The following is an 18,516-nucleotide window of genomic DNA, read 5'->3' on the forward strand; positions in this document are numbered from 1 at the left end:
TCCCCCGACCCGGTGACCCGTGCAGAAGCGCATTCTCATCGTTGAAGACGAACCCGCCATCCGCGACATGGTTTCCTTCGCCCTGCGCAAGGGCGAATACGACCCGGTCCACGCCGGCGACGCCCGCGAGGCGCAGGCCGCCATCGCCGACCGCGTGCCCGATCTGATCCTGCTCGACTGGATGCTCCCCGGCACCAGCGGCCTCGAACTGGCCCGTCGCTGGCGCAAGGAACAGCTGACCCGCGAAGTCCCGATCATCATGCTCACCGCCCGCGGCGAAGAGAACGACCGCGTCGGCGGCCTCGAAGCGGGTGTCGACGATTACGTGGTCAAGCCGTTCTCGGCCCGCGAGCTGCTGGCGCGCATCCGCGCCGTGCTGCGCCGCTCGCGCGAGGACGACGAGGACGGCAGCGTCGGCGTCGGCCCGCTGCGCATCGACGGCGCCGCGCATCGCGTCTTCGCCCATACCGACGGCAGCGAACAGCCGGTGCAGATCGGCCCGACCGAATACCGCCTGCTGCACTTCTTCATGACCCACCCCGAGCGCGTGTACTCGCGCACGCAGCTGCTCGACCACGTGTGGGGCGGCAGCGTCTACGTCGAGGAACGCACCGTCGACGTGCACATCCGCCGCCTGCGCAAGACCCTGGAACCGCACCTGCTCGACGGCATGGTCCAGACCGTGCGCGGCGCGGGCTACCGCTTCTCCGCGGCGGTCGAGGCGTGAGGTCGAGCCGGGGCCGGAGCAACACCCGAGTCCCGGCGACGAGGCGCAAACTGCGATGAGCGCGCCACCCCGCACTACCGGCTTTCGCTGACAATCGCCCTGCTTCAAACGAACGGATTCCCGCCCATGCCCCCCCGCGCCCGCTCCGCCTGGTTCCGCACCCTGGGTCAACTCGGCCTGGCACTGGCGGCGGCGGCGTTGCTGGGCCTGCTGATCGGGCATCCCTGGCCGGTGATCACCGCGGCGGCGCTGGGCGTGGTGGCGTGGCACTACTGGCGGTTGCGCAAGCTGCTGATGCGGCTCACCGCGCGGCAGCGCCACACCCCGCCGCTGGGCGAAGGCACCTGGAACGAACTCGACCGCCTGCTGCACCGCGGCCAGCAGGAAATGCGCGGCCGCAAGCGCCGCCTGATCGAAATGCTGCGTGCGTATCGCGCCGCCGCCGCGGCCCTGCCCGACGCGATCGTGGTCGTCGAGCGCAACAGCCAGCGCATCCAGTGGTTCAACGAAGCCGCGCTCGGCCTGCTGCACCTGCGCTATCCGCAGGACATCGGCGCGCCGCTCGCCAACCGGCTGCACCCGCTGCAGCTCTCGCACTGGCTGGCCGCGGGCCGCAACGCGGATCCGCTGGAAGTGACTTCGCCGTGGAATTCCTCGGCCACGCTCAGCCTGCGCCTGATCCCCTACTCCGAGAACCTGTGGCTGCTGGTCGCGCGCGACGTGACCCGCCTGCTGCAGCTGGAACAGATGCGCCGCGACTTCGTCGCCAACGTCTCGCACGAACTGCGCACGCCGTTGACCGTCGTGCATGGCTATCTCGACATGCTCGATCCCACCGAGCACCCCGACTGGGCGCCGATGCTCGCCGAGATGCAGCGCCAGTCGCAGCGCATGACGCAGCTGGTCGAAGACCTGCTCACCCTGTCGCGCCTGGAATCGGCGGATCACCTGGCGCACGAAGAAGTAATCGCCATGCCGAGCATGCTCAACACGCTGCGGCGCGAAGCGCTGGCGTTGAGCCAGAACCGGCACGAAATCACCGTCGAGGACAGCGCCGGCGTCGACCTGTTCGGCTCCAACAAGGAGCTGCACAGCGCGTTCTCCAACCTGGTCAGCAACGCGATCCGTTACACGCCGGCCGGTGGCCACATCACCATCCGCCTGCGCAACGACCGCCCCGAACGGCTCAACAGCGGCGCGCTGGCGAAGAAGACGGGCGTGGTGCTGGAAGTCGCCGATACCGGCTACGGCATCCCGACTGCCCACCTGCCGCGCATCACCGAACGCTTCTACCGCGTCTCGAACAGCCGCTCCCGCGAAAGCGGCGGCACCGGCCTGGGCCTGTCGATCGTCAAGCACGTGCTGAACCTGCACCAGGCCCGGCTGGACATCGCCAGCGAGGTCGGCCGCGGCAGCACGTTCTCCTGCCATTTCGGCGCCGACCGCGTGCGCCCGCGCGAATCCCTGGATGCCTTTGACGTGAGAGCCGCCTTGCCATGAAACCTGCCGCCGACCTCACGACCACCGCGGCAAACGCCGGCAGCTACGAGGCGGGCAACGACACCGACCGCCTGCGCGATCCGTCGCTCTACTTCAACCGCGAACTGTCGCAGCTGGACTTCAATTTCCGCGTGCTGGCGCAGGCGCAGGACCCGCACATCCCGCTGCTGGAACGCCTGCGCTACCTGTGCATCTCCTGCACCAACCTCGATGAGTTCTTCGAGATCCGCGCCGGCACGCTGCGCCATGCGCAGGACCTGGGCCTCGCGCCGGGCGCCGACGGCCTGGCGCCGGCGGCGGTGCTGACGCGCATCCACGATCGCGCCGCCGACCTGGTGAAGTCGCAGTACGAATGCTGGAACAACGTGCTGCGTCCGGCCCTGTCCGACGCCGGCGTCCGCGTGCTGCATCGCGACGGCTGGAGCGACAAGCAGACCGAATGGCTGCGCACCTACTTCCGCGAAGAGATCATGCCGGTGCTCTCGCCGCTCGGCCTGGATCCCGCGCATCCGTTCCCGAAGATCCTCAACAAGTCGCTGAACATCGTCGTCGTGCTCAAGGGCCGCGACGCGTTCGGTCGCGCCGGCAACCTGGCGATCGTGCGCGCGCCGCGTTCGCTGCCGCGCATCATCCAGCTACCCGAAGACGTCTCCGGCGGCCCGCACGACTTCGTGTTCCTGTCGGCGGTGCTGTCGGCGTTCGTCGACGAGTTGTTCCCGGGGATGAAGGTCGAGGGCGCGTACCAGTTCCGCGTCACCCGCAATTCCGAGCTGGTGGTCGACGAGGAAGAGGTCGACAACATCGCACTGGCGCTGCGCGACGAACTCGCCGGCCGCGGCTACCTGCGCGCGGTGCGGCTGGAGATCGCCGAGCAGTGCCCCAAGCCGATCGTGCGCACCCTGCTGGAGAACTTCGACCTGCCCGAGAACGCGGTCTACCGCATCAACGGCCCGGTCAACCTCAACCGCGTCATCCAGGTCTACGACCTGGTGCAGCGCCCGGACCTGAAGTTCCCGCCGTTCCAGCCGCGCGTGCTGACGGGCCTGGATGGCATGTTCGAGCGTGTGGGCGAGCGCGACGTGCTGCTGCACCACCCCTTCGAATCGTTCGCGCCGGTGCTGGAGCTGATCAAGCAGGCCGCCGAGGACCCGAACGTCCTCGCGATCAAGCAGACGCTGTACCGCACCGGCAAGGATTCGCCGATCGTCGACCACCTCGTGCAGGCGGCGCGCAACGGCAAGGACGTCACCGTCGTGGTCGAGCTGCGCGCGCGCTTCGACGAGGAGGCCAACCTCGGCCTCGCCGACCGCCTGCAGGATGCGGGCGTGCAGGTCGTGTACGGCGTGGTGAACTACAAGACGCACGCGAAGATGCTGCTGATCGTGCGCCGCGAGGGGCGCAAGCTGCGCCGCTACGTGCACCTGGGCACCGGCAATTACCACAGCGGCACCGCGCGCGTTTACACCGACTTCGGCCTGATCACCGCGGACCCGGACATCGGCGCCGACGTGCACCAGATCTTCCAGCAGATCTCCGGCCTCGCGCCGGTGATCAAGCTCAAGCGCCTGCTGCAGTCGCCCTTCACCCTGCACGCCGGCGTGCTCAAGCGCATTGACCGCGAGACCCGGCATGCGAAGGCCGGCAAGCCGGCGCGCATCGTGGCGAAGATGAACGCCCTCAACGAACCGCAGGTCATCCGCGCGCTGTACCAGGCCTCGCAGGCCGGCGTGCAGATCGACCTGATCGTGCGCGGCGCCTGCACCCTGCGCCCCGGCGTGCCCGGCGTCTCGGACAACATCCGCGTGCGCTCGATCGTGGGCCGCTTCCTCGAGCACCACCGCGTCTACTGGTTCGCCAACGACGGCGCGCCGGACCTGTTCTGCTCCAGCGCCGACTGGCTCGAACGCAACCTGCTGCGGCGGGTGGAAACCGCGTTCCCGCTGGTGGACCCGGACCTGTCCAAGCGGGTCTTCGACGAGGCCCTGGCCAATTACCTGCTCGACAACGTCAGCGCCTGGGAACTGCAGGCCGACGGCGACTACCTGCGCCAGCATCCGGGTGACGGGGTCCCGGCGCATTCGGCGCAGGGCGCGTTGCTGGCGAAGATCTGCAGCTAGGCGAGGCCGGCGCGGCCGGCCCGCCGGTACTGCATCCCCATTCCATTGCCTGATCGAGCCGCGGGCCGGATCATGTACGCATGAATGACCTCTACCCGAGCACCCGCCTTCCCCTCGAAGACGGCGACCTGCTCGCGGCCGTCGACCTCGGCTCCAACAGCTTCCACATGGTGGTCGCGCGCTACCTGCTCGGGCAGTTGCGCATCGTCGACCGCCTGCGCGAGACCGTGCGCCTGGCCGAAGGCCTCGACGGCAAGGGTGGACTCGAGGCCGCGGTGCGCCAGCGCGCGATCGACTGCCTGGCCCGCTTCGGCCAGCGCGTGCAGGACATTCCACCGCAGCGGATCCGCGCGATCGCGACCAACACCGTGCGCAGCCTCGCGCAGCCGCAGTCGTTCCTGGTCCCGGCCGAAGCGGCACTGGGCCATGCGATCGAAGTCGTCTCGGGCCGAGAAGAAGCCCGCCTCGTGTACCTCGGCGTCGCCCACGCGCAGCCGTCCAAGCCGGGCGAGCTGCGCCTGGTGATCGACATCGGTGGCGGCTCGACCGAATGCATCATCGGCTCCGGCTTCGAGGCGATCGAACGCGAGAGCCTGCAGCTGGGCTGCGTCGCCAGCACGCGGCGCTTCTTTCCCAGCGGCAAGCTGTCGAAGAAGAAGTGGCGCGACGCACTGACGGAAGCGACCGCGCAGTTCCAGCAGTTCACCGGCACCTACCGCGCGCTGGGCTGGCATGAAGTGATCGGTTCTTCGGGCACCAACAAGGCGATCGGCGAGATCTGCGCCGCGCTGAAGCTCACCAAGGGCGCGGTCACCGCCGAGGCCCTGCCGGTGGTGCGCGACCGCCTGCTGCAGGCCGACCACATCGACGACATCGACCTGCCGGGGCTCTCCTCCGAGCGCCGCCCGGTCATCGCCGGTGGCGTGCTGGTGCTCGAAGCCGCCTTCGCCGCGCTCAACCTGCAGCGCATGGCGGTGAGCAAGGCGGCGATGCGCGAAGGCATCCTCTACGACATGGTCGGCCGCGGCGGCGAGCACGATCCGCGCGACTCCTCGGTCGAAGCGTTGATGGTGCGCTACGCGATCGACCAGAAGCAGGCGGCACGCGTCGAGCATTCGCTGATGCGCCTGTTCGACCAGGTGGCGAAGAGCTGGTCGATGGATGCCGACGACCGCCTGATGCTCATGCGTGCCGCACGCCTGCACGAACTGGGCCTGGTGATCGCGCACAGCCAGTACCACGTGCACGGGTCGTACGTCGTCGAGAATTCCGATATCGCCGGCTTCTCGCAGCAGCAGCAGCGCTTCCTGGCGGCGCTGATCCGCACGCACCGGCGCGGCATCCCGAAATCGGCGTTCGATGCCCTGCCCGACCGCCTGCTCGCCGTGGCGCGCCGCAGCGCCGCGCTGCTGCGCCTCGCGGTGCTGCTGCACCGTTCGCACGAGAACGGCGAAATCCCGCGCCTCGACCTCCGCGCCGATGGCAACCAGCTCACCCTCACGGTATCCCGCCGCTGGCTCGAAGCCCGCCCGCTGGTGAAGGCGGACCTCGACGGCGAACCCGAAGACATGGCCGGCCTCGGCATCCAGCTGCAGATCATCGCGGCCTGAGCCGCGGCGGCACCGGCCCGCGGATCAGGGCGCTTCGACGGTGTAGCCCTTCGCCTGCAGCAACGACAGGTAGCCGTCGCCCTTCAGCAACTCCGACATCGGCAGCATCGCGAAGCTGACCGTGTTGTTGGCGAGCGCCGATTCCGCCGCGACGAGCCAGGCCTGCCGCACCTCTGCTTCGGCGTTGCCGATGCCACGTTTCTGCGCCACCGAGGTCTGCATCAATGCGTCCTGGCAGGCCTGGTACTGGTCGCCCAGCGGCAAGGTGCGCAAGGCCTCGACATCGCCCACGGCCCAGGCATTGGCGCGCTGCGCCATGCGGGCGACGTCGGTCTCCAGGTTCGCCAGCATCTTGTCGAAGCAGTCGAGATCGCCGACGGCCCCGGCGCGGAACTCCTTGAGCGCCGCCTTGGGATCCTTGATCGCGACCTTCACCTTCGGCTCGGTGAGCTTGATGCCGTGCTCATCGATGGCGTCCTTGATCACCGGCCACACGATGCGCCGGCCGGTGAGACCGCTGTCTTCGATCGCCGCCTGGTACAGCTCGTTCGCGGCGAAGATCGGCCGCATCTTCTCCACGTCGCCATCGCGGCCGATGTAGCGCTGCTTGAGCACCAGCCAACGGGCATACGACTGCGCCGGGACCACGTCCTGCAGCTTCTTGTCGTCCGGATTCCTGCGCACGCCGATCAGCGAGGGCAGCAAGGCGAGCTTGCCGAAGAAGCCGACATCGGCATCGACCTGGTAGCTCGGGCTCAGCACGACCTCACCGGCCTGCGCCAGCACCTGCTCGACATCGCGCGAGATCCACTCCAGGCCCTTGGGCAGGGGCGAAACGGTGCCGAGCACGTACATGACGTGGCCGTTGCCCGACACCTTCCACATCCCGGGTCCCGGCAACGCGCCCGACACCACCACCGGCGCTTCGTCGCGGATCGGCAACGCGCCATGCGGCGCCGCTTCCTGCGCGGAAGCCGACACCGTCGTGCACGCCAGGAACAGACCTCCAAGCACCATCGAACGCATCCGCTGCACTCCCCTGGCCTCACCGAGGCGGTGAAGGACTGACACCGCAAAGCCGCGCGAGTTCAAACGCGGCGGCGACTGCCTGCCGGCACCGCATCACCAGAAACGACAATGCCCGGCGTTGGCCGGGCATTGTCGTTCATCGAATTGGTCGGGGTAGCCGGATTCGAACCGACGACCCTCTGCCCCCCAGGCAGATGCGCTACCAGGCTGCGCTATACCCCGAAAAATTTTCCGCACTTCCTGGATGAAGTGCCGGACGAAGCTGGGCGGCAAGTATAGCCGCGGCGCCATTCCCGCGAAAGCTCAGCGCCGCAGCAGCTGCAGGACTTCTTCCAGCTCCATCCGCACCGCGCCACCGGCCACTTGCCGGCGCGGAGGCCTTGAACGCGCCGCAGCGCGCCGTAATGGCGAACTGCAGATTTACCGCCGCAGGAGCTGGAGGACTTCCTCGAGCTCCATGCGCACTTGCCTAATGATCTGCGAACTCAGTGCGGATTCTTCCTTCGCGTTGTCGCCTTCCAGGCGCAGGCGGGCACCGCCGATGGTGTAGCCCTGTTCGTACAGCAGGCCGCGGATCTGCCGGACCATCAGCACCTCGTGGCGCTGGTAGTAGCGGCGATTGCCGCGGCGCTTGACCGGGCTGAGCATCGGGAACTCGGTTTCCCAATAGCGCAGCACGTGCGGCTTCACCTCGCACAGTTCGCTGACCTCACCGATGGTGAAGTAGCGCTTGGCCGGGATCGGCGGGAGTTCGCGGTTGCTGCCGGGGTCAAGCATTCTCGGCTCCGGTGTAGGCCTCGACGCGTTCCTTCAGCTTCTGGCCGGTACGGAAGGTCACCACGGTGCGCGCGGAGATCGGGATCTCCTCGCCGGTCTTGGGGTTGCGGCCCGGGCGCTGGTTCTTGCGGCGCAGGTCGAAGTTGCCGAAGCCGGACAGCTTGACCTGGCGGCCGTGTTCCAGGGCCTCGCGCAGCGCGTCGAAGAACGCGTCGACGAATTCCTTGGCCTCGCGCTTGTTCAGCCCGACTTCGTCGAACAATCGCTCGGCCATTTCAGCCTTGGTCAATGCCATCAGTCCTGCCCCTTGCCTGCCTCAACCGCCCGCTTATCCGCGCATCACCGCGCCGTGTTCCTGCTGCAGCGCGGCGGTCACTGCCGCCACTGCCGCGTCCACGTCGCGATCGGTGAGGGTGCGGGATTCTTCCTGCAGAATCAAGCCCATAGCCAGACTCTTGAATCCGGTTTCCACACCCTTGCCGGCATAGCGGTCGAACAGCAGCAGATCCCGCAGGGACGGCCCCGCGGCCTGTCTCACGGTCGCCGAGACGGCGGCCCAGGGCGTGGTTTCGGCGACGACGAACGCAAGGTCGCGGCGGACGGACGGATAGCGGGACAGCGCCCGCGCCTTCGGCACCGCGCGGTCCAGAAGGCCCGCCAGATCCAGCTCGAAGGCCACGACCTCGACGTCCAGGTCCAGCGCGCGCTGCAGGCGCGGGTGCAGCTGGCCGATCCAGCCCAGCTTCACGCCCTCCCGGTAGACATCGGCGGAGCGGCCCGGGTGCGCCCAGGCCGGCTGCACGGCCCGGTATTCGAGCCGGGCGCCGGCAGTGGCAGCGAGGCTTTCGAGATCGCCCTTGAGGTCATGGAATCCGACCGGCTGCGACTTGCCGGACCATTGTTCGGCGTCCGCCAGGCCACAGGCGACCGCGGCGATGCGCTGGGTCTCCAGCGGCGCGTCCGTCGCATTGGCGGCGAAGACATTGCCCAGCTCGAACAGGCGCACGCGCGGTTGCTGGCGCGCGGCGTTGCGCGCGAGCGCGGCGACCAGCCCCGGCAGCAGCGCGGTGCGCATGACGCCCAGCTCCGCGCTCAGCGGATTGGCCAGCGGCACGGCGCCGTCGCTGACGCCCCACTTCGCGAGCAGGTCGGCGTCGACGAAGGCGTAGTTCACCGCTTCCAGGTAGTCGCGCGCGGCCAGCTGGCGGCGCGCGGTGCCTTCGTCGATGCGGGTTTCGGTCGGCGCGACCAGGCGCGCGGCGCCGGACGGCAGCGTGGTCGGAATGGCGTCGTAGCCGTGGATGCGGGCGATTTCCTCGATGAGGTCTTCCTCGATCGCCAGGTCGAAGCGGCGCGTCGGCGCGGTCACGCGCCAGCCCTCGCCGGTCATCTCCACGCCCAGGCCCAGCGCACGCAGGATGCGCTCGACTTCCGCATCAACCACACGCACGCCGAGCACGCGCGCGAGGCGTTCGCGGCGCAGGCCGATGAGCTGCGGCTTCGGCATGTCGTCGGTGCGGACCACGTCGATCATCGGGCCGGGCACGCCGCCGGCGATGTCGACGATCAGCTTCGTTGCGTATTCGATTGCGAGCGGCGCCAGTTCCGGATCGACGCCGCGCTCGAAGCGGTGGCCGGCATCGGTGTGCATGCCGAGCTTGCGGCTGCGGCCGATGATGGCCGAGGGCACCCAGTGCGCGGCTTCGAGGAACACGTTGCGCGTCGTATCGGTCACGCGCGTATCGAAGCCGCCCATGATCCCGCCGAGCGCGACCGCGCGTGCCGCCTGGCCGCCGCGACTGTCGGAGACCACGAGGAAATCGTCGTCGAGCGCCACGTTACGGCCGTCGAGGAGCGTGAGCGCCTCGCCTGCGCGCGCCGGGCGCACCACGACCGTGCCTTCCAGCGTGTCCTTGTCGAACGCGTGCATCGGCTGGCCGAGCTCGAGCATCACGTACTGGGTGACGTCGACCAGGAAGCTGATCGGACGCACGCCGCTGCGGCGCAGGCGCTCGGCCATCCACGACGGCGTCGCGACGGAAGGATCGATGCCTTCGATCACGCGACCGGCGAAGCGCGGCACCTTGGCGCCCGCGGCGAGTTCGACGGCGACGACGCTGTCGCTGCGCGCCGGCACATTTGTAGCCTCCAGCGGCCTGACCTCGCTGCCGAGTGCGGCGGCGACGTCGAAGGCGATGCCGCGCACGCTGAAGCAGTCGGCACGATTGGGCGTGAGCTTCAGTTCGATCGTTGCATCGGGCAGGCCGAGGTAGTCGGCGAGCTTCGCGCCGACCGGCGCATCGGCCGGCAGTTCGAGCAGGCCCGAGGCATCCGGATCGACGCCCAGCTCCTTGGCCGAACACAACATGCCGAAGGATTCGACGCCGCGCAGCTTGGCCGCCTTGATCGCCATGCCGCCGGGCAGGTTCGCGCCGACGGTGGCGAGCGGCGCCTTCAGGCCGGTACGCGCGTTGGGCGCGCCGCACACGATCTGCACGATGCCGTTGCCGGTATCGACCTGGCAGACCTGCAGGCGATCGGCTTCCGGGTGCTTCTCCGCGCTGACGATCTGCGCGACGACCACGCCGTCGAGCGATTCGCCGAGCACGGCCATGTCTTCGACTTCGAGGCCGATCGCGGTCAGCGTCGCGGCGAGTTCATCGCGCGTCGCGGTGGTCGGCACATGCTGGCGCAGCCAGTTTTCGGAGAACTTCATCTTTTCGGATATCCCGTTTCACGTAGCCCGGGTAAGCACAGCGCACCCGGGAGCCTTGCGGCATTCATCACGAAGAGCCCCGGGTGCGCTTCGCTTACCCGGGCTACGGCATCTCAGGCGAACTGCTTCAGGAAGCGCACGTCGTTCTCGAAGAAGCTGCGCAGGTCGTCGACGCCGTAACGCAGCATCGCGAAGCGCTCCACGCCCAGGCCGAAGGCATAGCCGGTGTACTTCTCCGGATCGATGCCGACATTGCGCAGCACGTTCGGATGGACCATGCCGCAGCCCAGCACTTCCAGCCAGCGCGTCGAACCGTCCGGCTGCTGCCAGGCGATGTCGACTTCGGCCGACGGCTCGGTGAAGGGGAAGTAGCTCGGGCGGAAGCGCATCTCGAAATCGCGCTCGAAGAACGCACGCACGAATTCGGCCAGCGTGCCCTTGAGATCGGCGAAGCTCGCATGCTCGTCGACCAGCAGGCCTTCGCACTGGTGGAACATCGGCGTGTGGGTCTGGTCGCTGTCGCTGCGGTACACCTTGCCCAGCGCAATCATTCGCAGCGGCGGCTTGTTGCCCAGCATGTAGCGCACCTGCACGCCCGAGGTGTGCGTGCGCAGCAGGCGGGCGGCGCCGCTGCTGTCCGGTGGGAAGTAGAAGGTGTCGTGCATCGCGCGCGCCGGGTGGTGCGGCGGGAAGTTCAGCGCCTCGAAGTTGTGCCAGTCGTCCTCGATTTCCGGACCGTTGCTGAGCTCGAAGCCGAGGCGACCGAAGATCTCGGCGATGCGCTCCATCGTGCGGCTGACCGGGTGCAGGCCGCCGCGCACGGCGTCGATGCCCGGCAGGGTGACGTCGATGGATTCCGAGGCGAGGCGCGCGTCGAGCGCGGCGTCTTCCAGCACGACCTTGCGTTCGTGCAGCGCGGCGGTGAGCAGGTCGCGCGCCTGGTTGATCGCTTCGCCGGCGGTCTTGCGCTGGTCCGGCGGCAGCGCGCCGAGCTGCTTGAGCTGTGCGGTGACGCTGCCGCTCTTGCCGAGCAGGGCCACGCGCAGCGATTCGATGGCGTCAGGCGTTTCCGCCGAGGCGATGTCGGCCAGCGCCTGCTGCGTCAGTGATTCGATTCCACTCATTCGAACCTCGAAACTTTGAAGTCGTCATCCCGGCGCATGCCGGGATCCAGCTTTTGCCTTTGCACCCGTCGATTGCGCTGTGCGCTTGCCGTGAAGCACAAGCCAGGTCAACAGCTGGATCCCGGCATGCGCCGGGAAGACGGCAGAAAAGCATTAGCCAAAACGAAACATGGGGAAGGACTTGCGCCCTTCCCCATGCGTGTATTGCGTTGTGCGTCCGACGATCCGCGGTGCGGAGGGTCGGCCGATCAACTTACGCTGCGAGTGCGCTCTTCGCCTTCTCTGCCAGCGCCGCAAAACCCTTCGCGTCGTGCACGGCGATGTCCGCCAGCACCTTGCGGTCGAGGGTGATGCCGGCCTTCAGCAGGCCGTTGATGAAACGGCTGTAGCTCATGCCGTTGATGCGGGCCGCCGCATTGATGCGGGTGATCCACAGCGAACGGAAATTGCGCTTCTTCTGCTTGCGGCCAATGTAGGCGTACTGCAGCGCCTTGGTGACCGCCTGCTTGGCGACGCGGAAGACCTTGCGGCGGGCGTTGTAGTAACCCTTGGCAGCCTTCAGAACTTTCTTGTGGCGGGCTCGTGCCGTCACACCACGCTTAACTCGTGCCATTTTTCAGTCTCCTCACAAATACGGAAGCATGCGGTCCAGACGGCCAGCGTCCTCGGCACGAACATGGTTCGTCTGCCGCAGGTTGCGCTTCCGCTTGGTCGCCTTCTTGGTGAGGATGTGGCTCTTGTTGGCGTGGCCGCACTTGTACTTGCCGGAAGCGGTCTTCCGGAAGCGCTTGGCCGCCGCCCGATTGGTCTTGATCTTGGGCATTGCGATGTCCTTTCGGATTTCGATGACTGGCCTGGGCGCCACCGGGGTCCTTGCGACTGCGTCGCGAAGTCCTGGCGGTCTTTCCGTCCTGCCCGTGCCGGCTTGTAAGTCGTTGATCCGGAAGGGATCTGCGACAGGTTCCGTAGTGTTGCAAACAACAACCCGGCGAACCGGGCCGCGCATTATGCCGGGAGATGCTTTTCCTTGCAATTCCGGGGGTTAGGGGCGGTGGGGTGGGCGCCTGGGGCGACAGCCCCTCACCCTGCGTTGTTGCGCAACGCGGTCCCTCTCCCCGCGCTAGCGGGGAGAGGGTGCCCGGAGGGCGGATGAGGGCGCGCTTTTGCTGTCCCCGAAAAGCGAAGGGCGCCTTGCGGCGCCCTCCCCTCACCCTTTGCCCTCTCCCCGCGGGCGGGGAGAGGGGAACAGTCGGTATCGGCCTATGGCCGATTATTTCTTCTTCGGCGCGATCATCATGACCATCTGCCGGCCTTCCAGGCGCGGGCGCGACTCGACGACGATTTCGTCACCCAGGTCGGCCTCGATCCGGGCCGCCATCTCGCGACCGAGCTCCTGGTGGCTCATTTCGCGGCCACGGAAGCGGATGTTGACCTTGACCTTGTCGCCTTCCTCGAGGAAGCGGCGGATGTTGCGCATCTTGATCTGGTAGTCGCCCTCATCGGTGACCGGCCGGAACTTGAGTTCCTTGATCTCGACCTGCTTCTGCTTCTTCTTGGCCTCGTTCGCCTTCTTCTGCATCTCGAACTTGAACTTGCCGAAATCCATGATCTTGCAGACCGGCGGATCCGCATTCGGCTGGATCTCGACCAGGTCGAGGCCTTCTTCCTGAGCCTGGCTCAGGGCCTCATCTCGCGTGAGCACGCCGATCATCTCGCCATCGCTACCGATGACGCGGACACGGGGTACGCGAATTTCCTGGTTCTTTCGATTCGGCTTTTCGGGGGTACTGATGTTGCAATCTCCAAGAGGTCGCCCCTCGCTAGAAGGGCGGTGCCGGCCGTCCGAGCGGCCGGGATTTATCAAACGCTACTGGACGCTCTCACTGCGCAAACGCAGGGCGAAATCAGCAACGGACATCGTGCCGAGATCTTCCCCTCCCCGCGTACGCACCGCGACCATGCCGTTTTCCTTTTCGCGGTCTCCGACCACTAGCAGGTACGGCACGCGCTGCAGCGTGTGCTCGCGGATCTTATAGCCGATCTTCTCGTTCCGCAAATCGGACTGGACCCGGAAGCCTTGATTCGCAAGGGTTTTCCGGACTTCCTCGACCCAATCGGCCTGGGCATCGGTGATATTGGCGACCACGGCCTGCACCGGCGCCAGCCAGGGCGGGAAATGGCCGGCGTGGTGCTCGATCAGGATGCCGATGAAACGCTCCATCGAGCCGACGATGGCCCGGTGCAGCATGACCGGATGGCGCTTCTGGCTGTGTTCGTCGACGTATTCGGCGCCCAGGCGGCCCGGCATCATGAAATCGACCTGCATGGTGCCCAGCTGCCAGGTCCGGCCGATGGCGTCCTTGAGGTGGTATTCGATCTTGGGGCCGTAGAAGGCGCCCTCGCCCGGCAGCTCCTCCCATTCCACGCCGGCGGCGCGCAGGGCCGAACGCAGGGCGCCCTCGGCCTTGTCCCAGGTGGCGTCGTCGCCCAGGCGCGGTTCCGGGCGCAGGGCGATCTTGAGCTGGACGTCGCTGAAGCCGAAGTCCGAGTAGACCTTCATCGCCTGCTGGTGGAACGCGGTCACCTCGGCCTCGATCTGGTCCTCGGTGCAGAAGATGTGGCCGTCGTCCTGGGTGAAGCCGCGCACGCGCAGGATGCCGTGCAGCGCGCCCGAAGGTTCATTGCGATGGCAGGCGCCGAACTCGCCGTAGCGGATCGGCAGGTCGCGGTAGCTGTGCAGGCCCTGTTTGAAGACCTGGACGTGGCCCGGGCAGTTCATCGGCTTGAGCGCATAGGTGCGCTTCTCCGATTCGGTGAAGAACATGTTGTCCTTGTAGTTGTCCCAGTGGCCCGAGGACTTCCACAGCGACACGTCGAGGATCTGCGGGCAGCGCACTTCGCCGTAGCCGGTCTCGCGGTAGACGCGGCGCATGTACTGCTCCACGACCTGCCATACCGACCAGCCCTTCGGGTGCCAGAAGATCAGGCCCGGGGCCTCTTCCTGCAGGTGGAACAGGTCCTGCTGCTTGGCGATCTTGCGGTGGTCGCGCTTCTCGGCCTCTTCCAGCTGGTGCAGGTAGGCCTTGAGGTCCTTGTCGTTCAGCCACGCTGTGCCGTAGATGCGGCTGAGCATCTGGTTGTTGGAATCGCCGCGCCAGTAGGCGCCGGCGACCTTCATCAGCTTGAACGCGCGCAGCTTGTCCGTGCCCGGCACGTGCGGGCCGCGGCACAGGTCGGTGAACTCGCCCTGCGAATACAGCGACAGGTCTTCGTTGGCCGGGATCGACTCGATGATCTCGGCCTTGTAGGCCTCGCCCATGCCCTTGAAGAAGGCGACGGCATCGTCGCGCGACTTCACGCTGCGCGAGACCGGCAGGGCTTCCTTCACGATCTTCTGCATCTCCGCCTCGATCGCCGGCAGGTCTTCCGGCGTGAACGGGCGCTCGTAGGCGAAGTCGTAATAGAAGCCGTTGTCGATCACCGGGCCGATCGTGACCTGGGCGCCGGGGAACAGGCGCTGCACGGCCTGCGCCAGCAGGTGCGCGGTGGAGTGGCGCAGCACGTCGAGGGCGTCAGGATGTTTGTCGGTGACGATCTCGAGCGCGGCGTCGTTGTCGATGCGGTAGCTGGTATCGACCAGCTTGCCGTCGACCTTGCCGGCGAGCGCGGCCTTGGCCAGGCCGGCGCCGATGGAGGCGGCGACGTCGCCAACGGTCACGGGATTGTCGAACTCACGGCGGCTGCCGTCGGGAAGGGTGATGGCGATCATGGGAAACCGTAAGGCTGGGTAGGAGCGGTCCGGCCGGAACCGGAACCGTGTCGCGCCCATCGGGCGCTCCTACGTGAATCGGGCGGAAGGAAACGAAAACGGCGCCGCGAGGGCGCCGTTCGACGGGACCTCGGGGCGTTTCAGCAATGGGCGGTGGTAGTGCTCATGTCGCACGCTCGGCCGACGGGTTGCCGCGGGCCACCTTGATCCTGTGTCGTTGCGGGCGCGGCGGGCGCCGCGACGGATGCAATGGTTGGGGACGGGTGCGGGTCAAGTCAACTCGCAGCCCCGCCGGCCGGGCTCTTTGAGCCGTCGCCGGGCCCAGGAGCCTCGCGCTTCGAGCTTTTTGCTCGGAGCGCCAAGCCCTGAAGCCTCGCATTCCAGGCTTTTTGCTCGGAGCTCCGAGCCTTGGGGCCTCGCGTTCCGGGCTTTTTGCTCGGAGCGTCGGGCTTGGAAGCCTCGAACTCCGGGCTTTTTGCTCGGAGCGTCGGGCTTGGGAGCCTCGGGCTTCGGGCTTTTTGCTCCGCGCGCCAGGCTATGGAGGCTCGCACTTCGGCCTTTTTGCTCCGAGCGTCGGGCCCGGGAGCCTCGCGCGCCGGGCTCATTGCTCCCTCGCCCCGCCCAGCGTCGCGAAGCGACGCAGGGTGAGGGGATGCGGCGCTGAAGCCGAGCACAAGCAAAAGCGCCCCTCATCTGCCCTGCGGGCATCTTCTCCCCGCGGTGCGGGGAGAAGAAAGAACCAGGGCCCCCGGTAAACGCAGCCGCGTAGCCCGGGTAAGCGCAGCGCACCCGGGGCTTTTCGTAACGCCTCGCGGTTCGACCCGGGTGCGGCCTACGGCCTTACCCGGGCTACACTGGCTATTGCGACGCCAGCTTCTTCCGCTCCGGCATCCGCTCCGGCCACCCGCCCGCCAGCGCCTTGTACAAGGCGACCGCACTGTTGACGCTGCGGGTGCGGCCGTCGGCGAAGGCGTCCTGTGCCTGCAACTGGGTGCGCTCGGCATCCAGCACTTCGAACAGGTCGGCGGCGCCGGCTTCGAAACGGACGCGGGCCAACTGCGCCGCCTTCGCGCTGTCCAGCGCCGCCTGCTCCAGGTGCCGGTCCTCGACGCGCGCCCGCGCGTGGCGCACCAGTGCGTTCTCGGTGTCTTCCAGCGCCAGCAGCACGGTTTTCTCGTACTGCGCGAGCTCGCCCTCGGCCTGCGCGTCAGCGGCCTTGATGCGCGCGCGCACGCGGCCGATGTCGAGGAAGGACCAGTCGATGCCCAATGCCACCAATCGCGTCTCGCTGACGCGTTCGAACAGCGCGCTGCTGTCGATCGCCTGCGAGCCGATCAGGCCGCCGAGGGTGAAGCGCGGAAACAGGTCGGCCGTCGCCACCCCGATGCGTGCGGTCGCGGCATGCAGCCGCTGCTCCGCCGCGGCCACGTCGGGCCGATTGCGCAACAGGTCGCCCGGCGTCGCCGGATCGATGCGCGCCGGCAGCATCGGCAACGCGTGCTGCGGGGTGAGTTCGGCGATCAACGCATCCGGCGTGCGGCCGGTGAGCACGGCCAGGCGGTGCATCGTCACCGCGACCTGCGCCTCCAGCGCCGGCACCCGTGCACGCGTAGCTTCCAGCTGCGCGCTGGCGCGCGAAGTGTCGAACTCGGTACCGCGCCCGGCATCGAAGCGCGCCGTCACCAGCTTCAGGGTTTCGGCCTGGTTGACGGCGTTCTCGCGCGCGACGCGCAACCGTTCCTGCAGGCCGCGCAGGTCGACGTAGCTGCGCGCGACCTCGCCCACGATCGCCACCTGCGTCGCCTGCAGGTCGGCGGCCGAGGCCTGCGCCCCGGCTCGCTGGGCTTCAACGCCACGGCGCACCCTGCCCCACAGGTCGAGCTCCCACGACACCTGCGCCTGTGCGCTGTAACTCTCGGCGTCGCGATCGGCGCGCGCCACGCCCGGCGCCTGGTCGGCACTGGCGCGGCCGTCGGACGCTTCGGCGTGGGCGGTGATGGTCGGGAAGTAATCGAAGCGGGCGCCGCGCAGCAATGCATTCGCGCGGTCGTAGTTGGCCAGGGCGATGCGCAGGTCGTGGTTGGCGGCCAGCGCTTCCTCGACCAGCCGCGTCAGCATCGGATCGTCGAAGCCGCGCCAGAACTCGCTGTCGGTGACGAGCGCGACACCGGCGTCCTGCGCCGGCAGCATCGAGGCATCAGCGGCCGTCGTCTCGCTCGTCGCCTGCGCAAACTGCCCCGGCACCGGCATGTCCGGGCGGACGAAGTCCGGTCCGACCGTGCATGCCGCCAGCAATGCCGCGGCGATGCCGACCGGAAGGACGCGCAACGAAGAAGACGCGCTCACCACGGCAGCACCTCGCCGCGGTACTGGAACGTGCCACTGGGACCGTCCTCGCCGAGCAGCGCCATCTGCACGCTGGTCTCCGCGCCCTGCGCCACTTCCAACTCGCCCTCGCCCTTGTTCATGTCGGTGCGGACGTAGCCGGGGTGGATGGTGTTGACCTTGATGCCGCTGTCGCGCAGGTCGTGCGCGAGCTGCACGGTCCACGCGTTCACCGCGCTCTTGGACACGTTGTAGGCGGGAATCGTGAACGTGCTGTACGGCGTGGAGGTATCGCTGGTCAGGGCCAGCGAGCCGAGCGCACTGGAGACGTTGACGATGCGCCCGGCCGCGGACTTGCGCAGCAGCGGCAGGAACGCCTGCGTGGTTTCGATCAGGCCGAACAGGTTGGTATCGAAGGTCTCGCGCCACGCTTGCAGCGTCTGTGCCGAACGCGGCTTGCTGGCATCGTCGCGGATGATCCCGGCGTTGTTGACGAGGATGTCGAGGCGGCCGTGCTTGCGTTCGACCTCCTGCACGGCGGCGGCGATGCTGCCGGAGTCGGTGACGTCGAGCGTGACGGCCTCGACCGGCAGCCCTTCGGACTGCAGCTTCAGCGATGCCTCGACGGCCTTGGCGTGGTCACGGCCGGCGAGCAGGACCTGCACGCCGTGTGCGGCGAGCTGGCGGACGGTTTCAAAGCCAATGCCACGGGTGGCGCCGGTGACGAGTGCGATCTTGTCTGCGTTCTGGGAGGACATGGGGGATTTCCTGTTGGACGGGGCTGGCCCGCCGTTGGGATGCGGGAAGGTGGGCCGGGGCCCA

At 67.8% G+C, this 18,516-nt stretch carries 15 protein-coding genes and 1 tRNA gene; 4 read left to right on the plus strand and 12 right to left on the minus strand.

Translation table 11 applies throughout. The annotated features are described in order from the left end of the window. The first annotated feature begins 19 nt into the window (after positions 1–19). From phoB to ppx, 4 genes are all read left to right on the plus strand, one after another. Positions 20–727 (plus strand): phosphate regulon transcriptional regulator PhoB, encoded by a 708-nt coding sequence (gene phoB / locus H8B22_RS02140; RefSeq protein WP_187712491.1) that lies wholly within the window; start codon positions 20–22, stop codon positions 725–727. A 126-nt stretch (positions 728–853) separates the two neighbouring features. Beyond that, complete coding sequence (gene phoR / locus H8B22_RS02145) at positions 854–2,227, plus strand: phosphate regulon sensor histidine kinase PhoR (RefSeq protein ID WP_187712492.1); 1,374 nt, start codon at positions 854–856, stop codon at positions 2,225–2,227. Further along, the gene (gene ppk1, locus H8B22_RS02150; RefSeq protein ID WP_187712493.1) at positions 2,224–4,344 is read left to right on the plus strand and encodes a polyphosphate kinase 1; all 2,121 of its coding nucleotides are present in this window, start codon (positions 2,224–2,226) and stop codon (positions 4,342–4,344) included. Before phoR ends, ppk1 begins: the two co-directional genes overlap by 4 nt. Positions 4,345–4,424: 80 nt before the next feature. Further along, the gene (gene ppx, locus H8B22_RS02155; RefSeq protein WP_187712494.1) at positions 4,425–5,954 is read left to right on the plus strand and encodes an exopolyphosphatase; all 1,530 of its coding nucleotides are present in this window, start codon (positions 4,425–4,427) and stop codon (positions 5,952–5,954) included. A 24-nt stretch (positions 5,955–5,978) separates the two neighbouring features. On the opposite strand, the gene H8B22_RS02160 is transcribed toward ppx, so the two are convergent. The 12 genes from H8B22_RS02160 to H8B22_RS02215 form a co-directional block, all read right to left on the minus strand. Beyond that, on the minus strand, positions 5,979–6,980 hold the full coding sequence (locus H8B22_RS02160; protein WP_187712495.1) for a TraB/GumN family protein: 1,002 nt from the start codon (positions 6,978–6,980) through the stop codon (positions 5,979–5,981). Between the two features lie 148 nt (positions 6,981–7,128). Further along, a tRNA-Pro gene (locus H8B22_RS02165) sits at positions 7,129–7,205 on the minus strand. A 198-nt stretch (positions 7,206–7,403) separates the two neighbouring features. After that, positions 7,404–7,760: a MerR family transcriptional regulator gene (locus tag H8B22_RS02170; protein WP_187712496.1), complete on the minus strand. Its 357-nt coding sequence runs from the start codon at positions 7,758–7,760 to the stop codon at positions 7,404–7,406. Further along, on the minus strand, positions 7,753–8,055 hold the full coding sequence (locus H8B22_RS02175; protein WP_187712497.1) for an integration host factor subunit alpha: 303 nt from the start codon (positions 8,053–8,055) through the stop codon (positions 7,753–7,755). The genes H8B22_RS02170 and H8B22_RS02175 overlap by 8 nt, the downstream gene beginning before the upstream one ends. A gap of 33 nt (positions 8,056–8,088) precedes the next feature. Then, positions 8,089–10,476, minus strand: a complete 2,388-nt coding sequence (pheT, locus tag H8B22_RS02180; RefSeq protein WP_187712498.1) for a phenylalanine--tRNA ligase subunit beta — start codon at positions 10,474–10,476, stop codon at positions 8,089–8,091. Between the two features lie 113 nt (positions 10,477–10,589). Then, the gene (gene pheS / locus H8B22_RS02185; RefSeq protein ID WP_187712499.1) at positions 10,590–11,600 is read right to left on the minus strand and encodes a phenylalanine--tRNA ligase subunit alpha; all 1,011 of its coding nucleotides are present in this window, start codon (positions 11,598–11,600) and stop codon (positions 10,590–10,592) included. Positions 11,601–11,853: 253 nt separating this feature from the next. Continuing rightward, entirely contained in the window at positions 11,854–12,213 is a 360-nt protein-coding gene (gene rplT / locus H8B22_RS02190) for a 50S ribosomal protein L20 (RefSeq protein WP_187712500.1), read from the minus strand. A gap of 12 nt (positions 12,214–12,225) precedes the next feature. After that, positions 12,226–12,423 (minus strand): 50S ribosomal protein L35, encoded by a 198-nt coding sequence (gene rpmI, locus H8B22_RS02195; RefSeq protein WP_027083463.1) that lies wholly within the window; start codon positions 12,421–12,423, stop codon positions 12,226–12,228. Positions 12,424–12,870: 447 nt separating this feature from the next. Beyond that, positions 12,871–13,392 (minus strand): translation initiation factor IF-3, encoded by a 522-nt coding sequence (infC, locus tag H8B22_RS02200; RefSeq protein WP_187713493.1) that lies wholly within the window; start codon positions 13,390–13,392, stop codon positions 12,871–12,873. Positions 13,393–13,467: 75 nt separating this feature from the next. After that, positions 13,468–15,369, minus strand: a complete 1,902-nt coding sequence (gene thrS, locus H8B22_RS02205; RefSeq protein WP_187712501.1) for a threonine--tRNA ligase — start codon at positions 15,367–15,369, stop codon at positions 13,468–13,470. Positions 15,370–16,227: 858 nt separating this feature from the next. Beyond that, entirely contained in the window at positions 16,228–17,715 is a 1,488-nt protein-coding gene (locus H8B22_RS02210; protein ID WP_187712502.1) for an efflux transporter outer membrane subunit, read from the minus strand. Then, positions 17,712–18,452, minus strand: coding sequence for an SDR family oxidoreductase (locus H8B22_RS02215; protein WP_187712503.1), 741 nt, complete (start codon positions 18,450–18,452; stop codon positions 17,712–17,714). Before H8B22_RS02215 ends, H8B22_RS02210 begins: the two co-directional genes overlap by 4 nt. Positions 18,453–18,516 lie beyond the last annotated feature (64 nt).

The organism is Lysobacter terrestris, from assembly GCF_014489475.1.
GTDB classification, from domain to species: domain Bacteria; phylum Pseudomonadota; class Gammaproteobacteria; order Xanthomonadales; family Xanthomonadaceae; genus Agrilutibacter; species Agrilutibacter terrestris.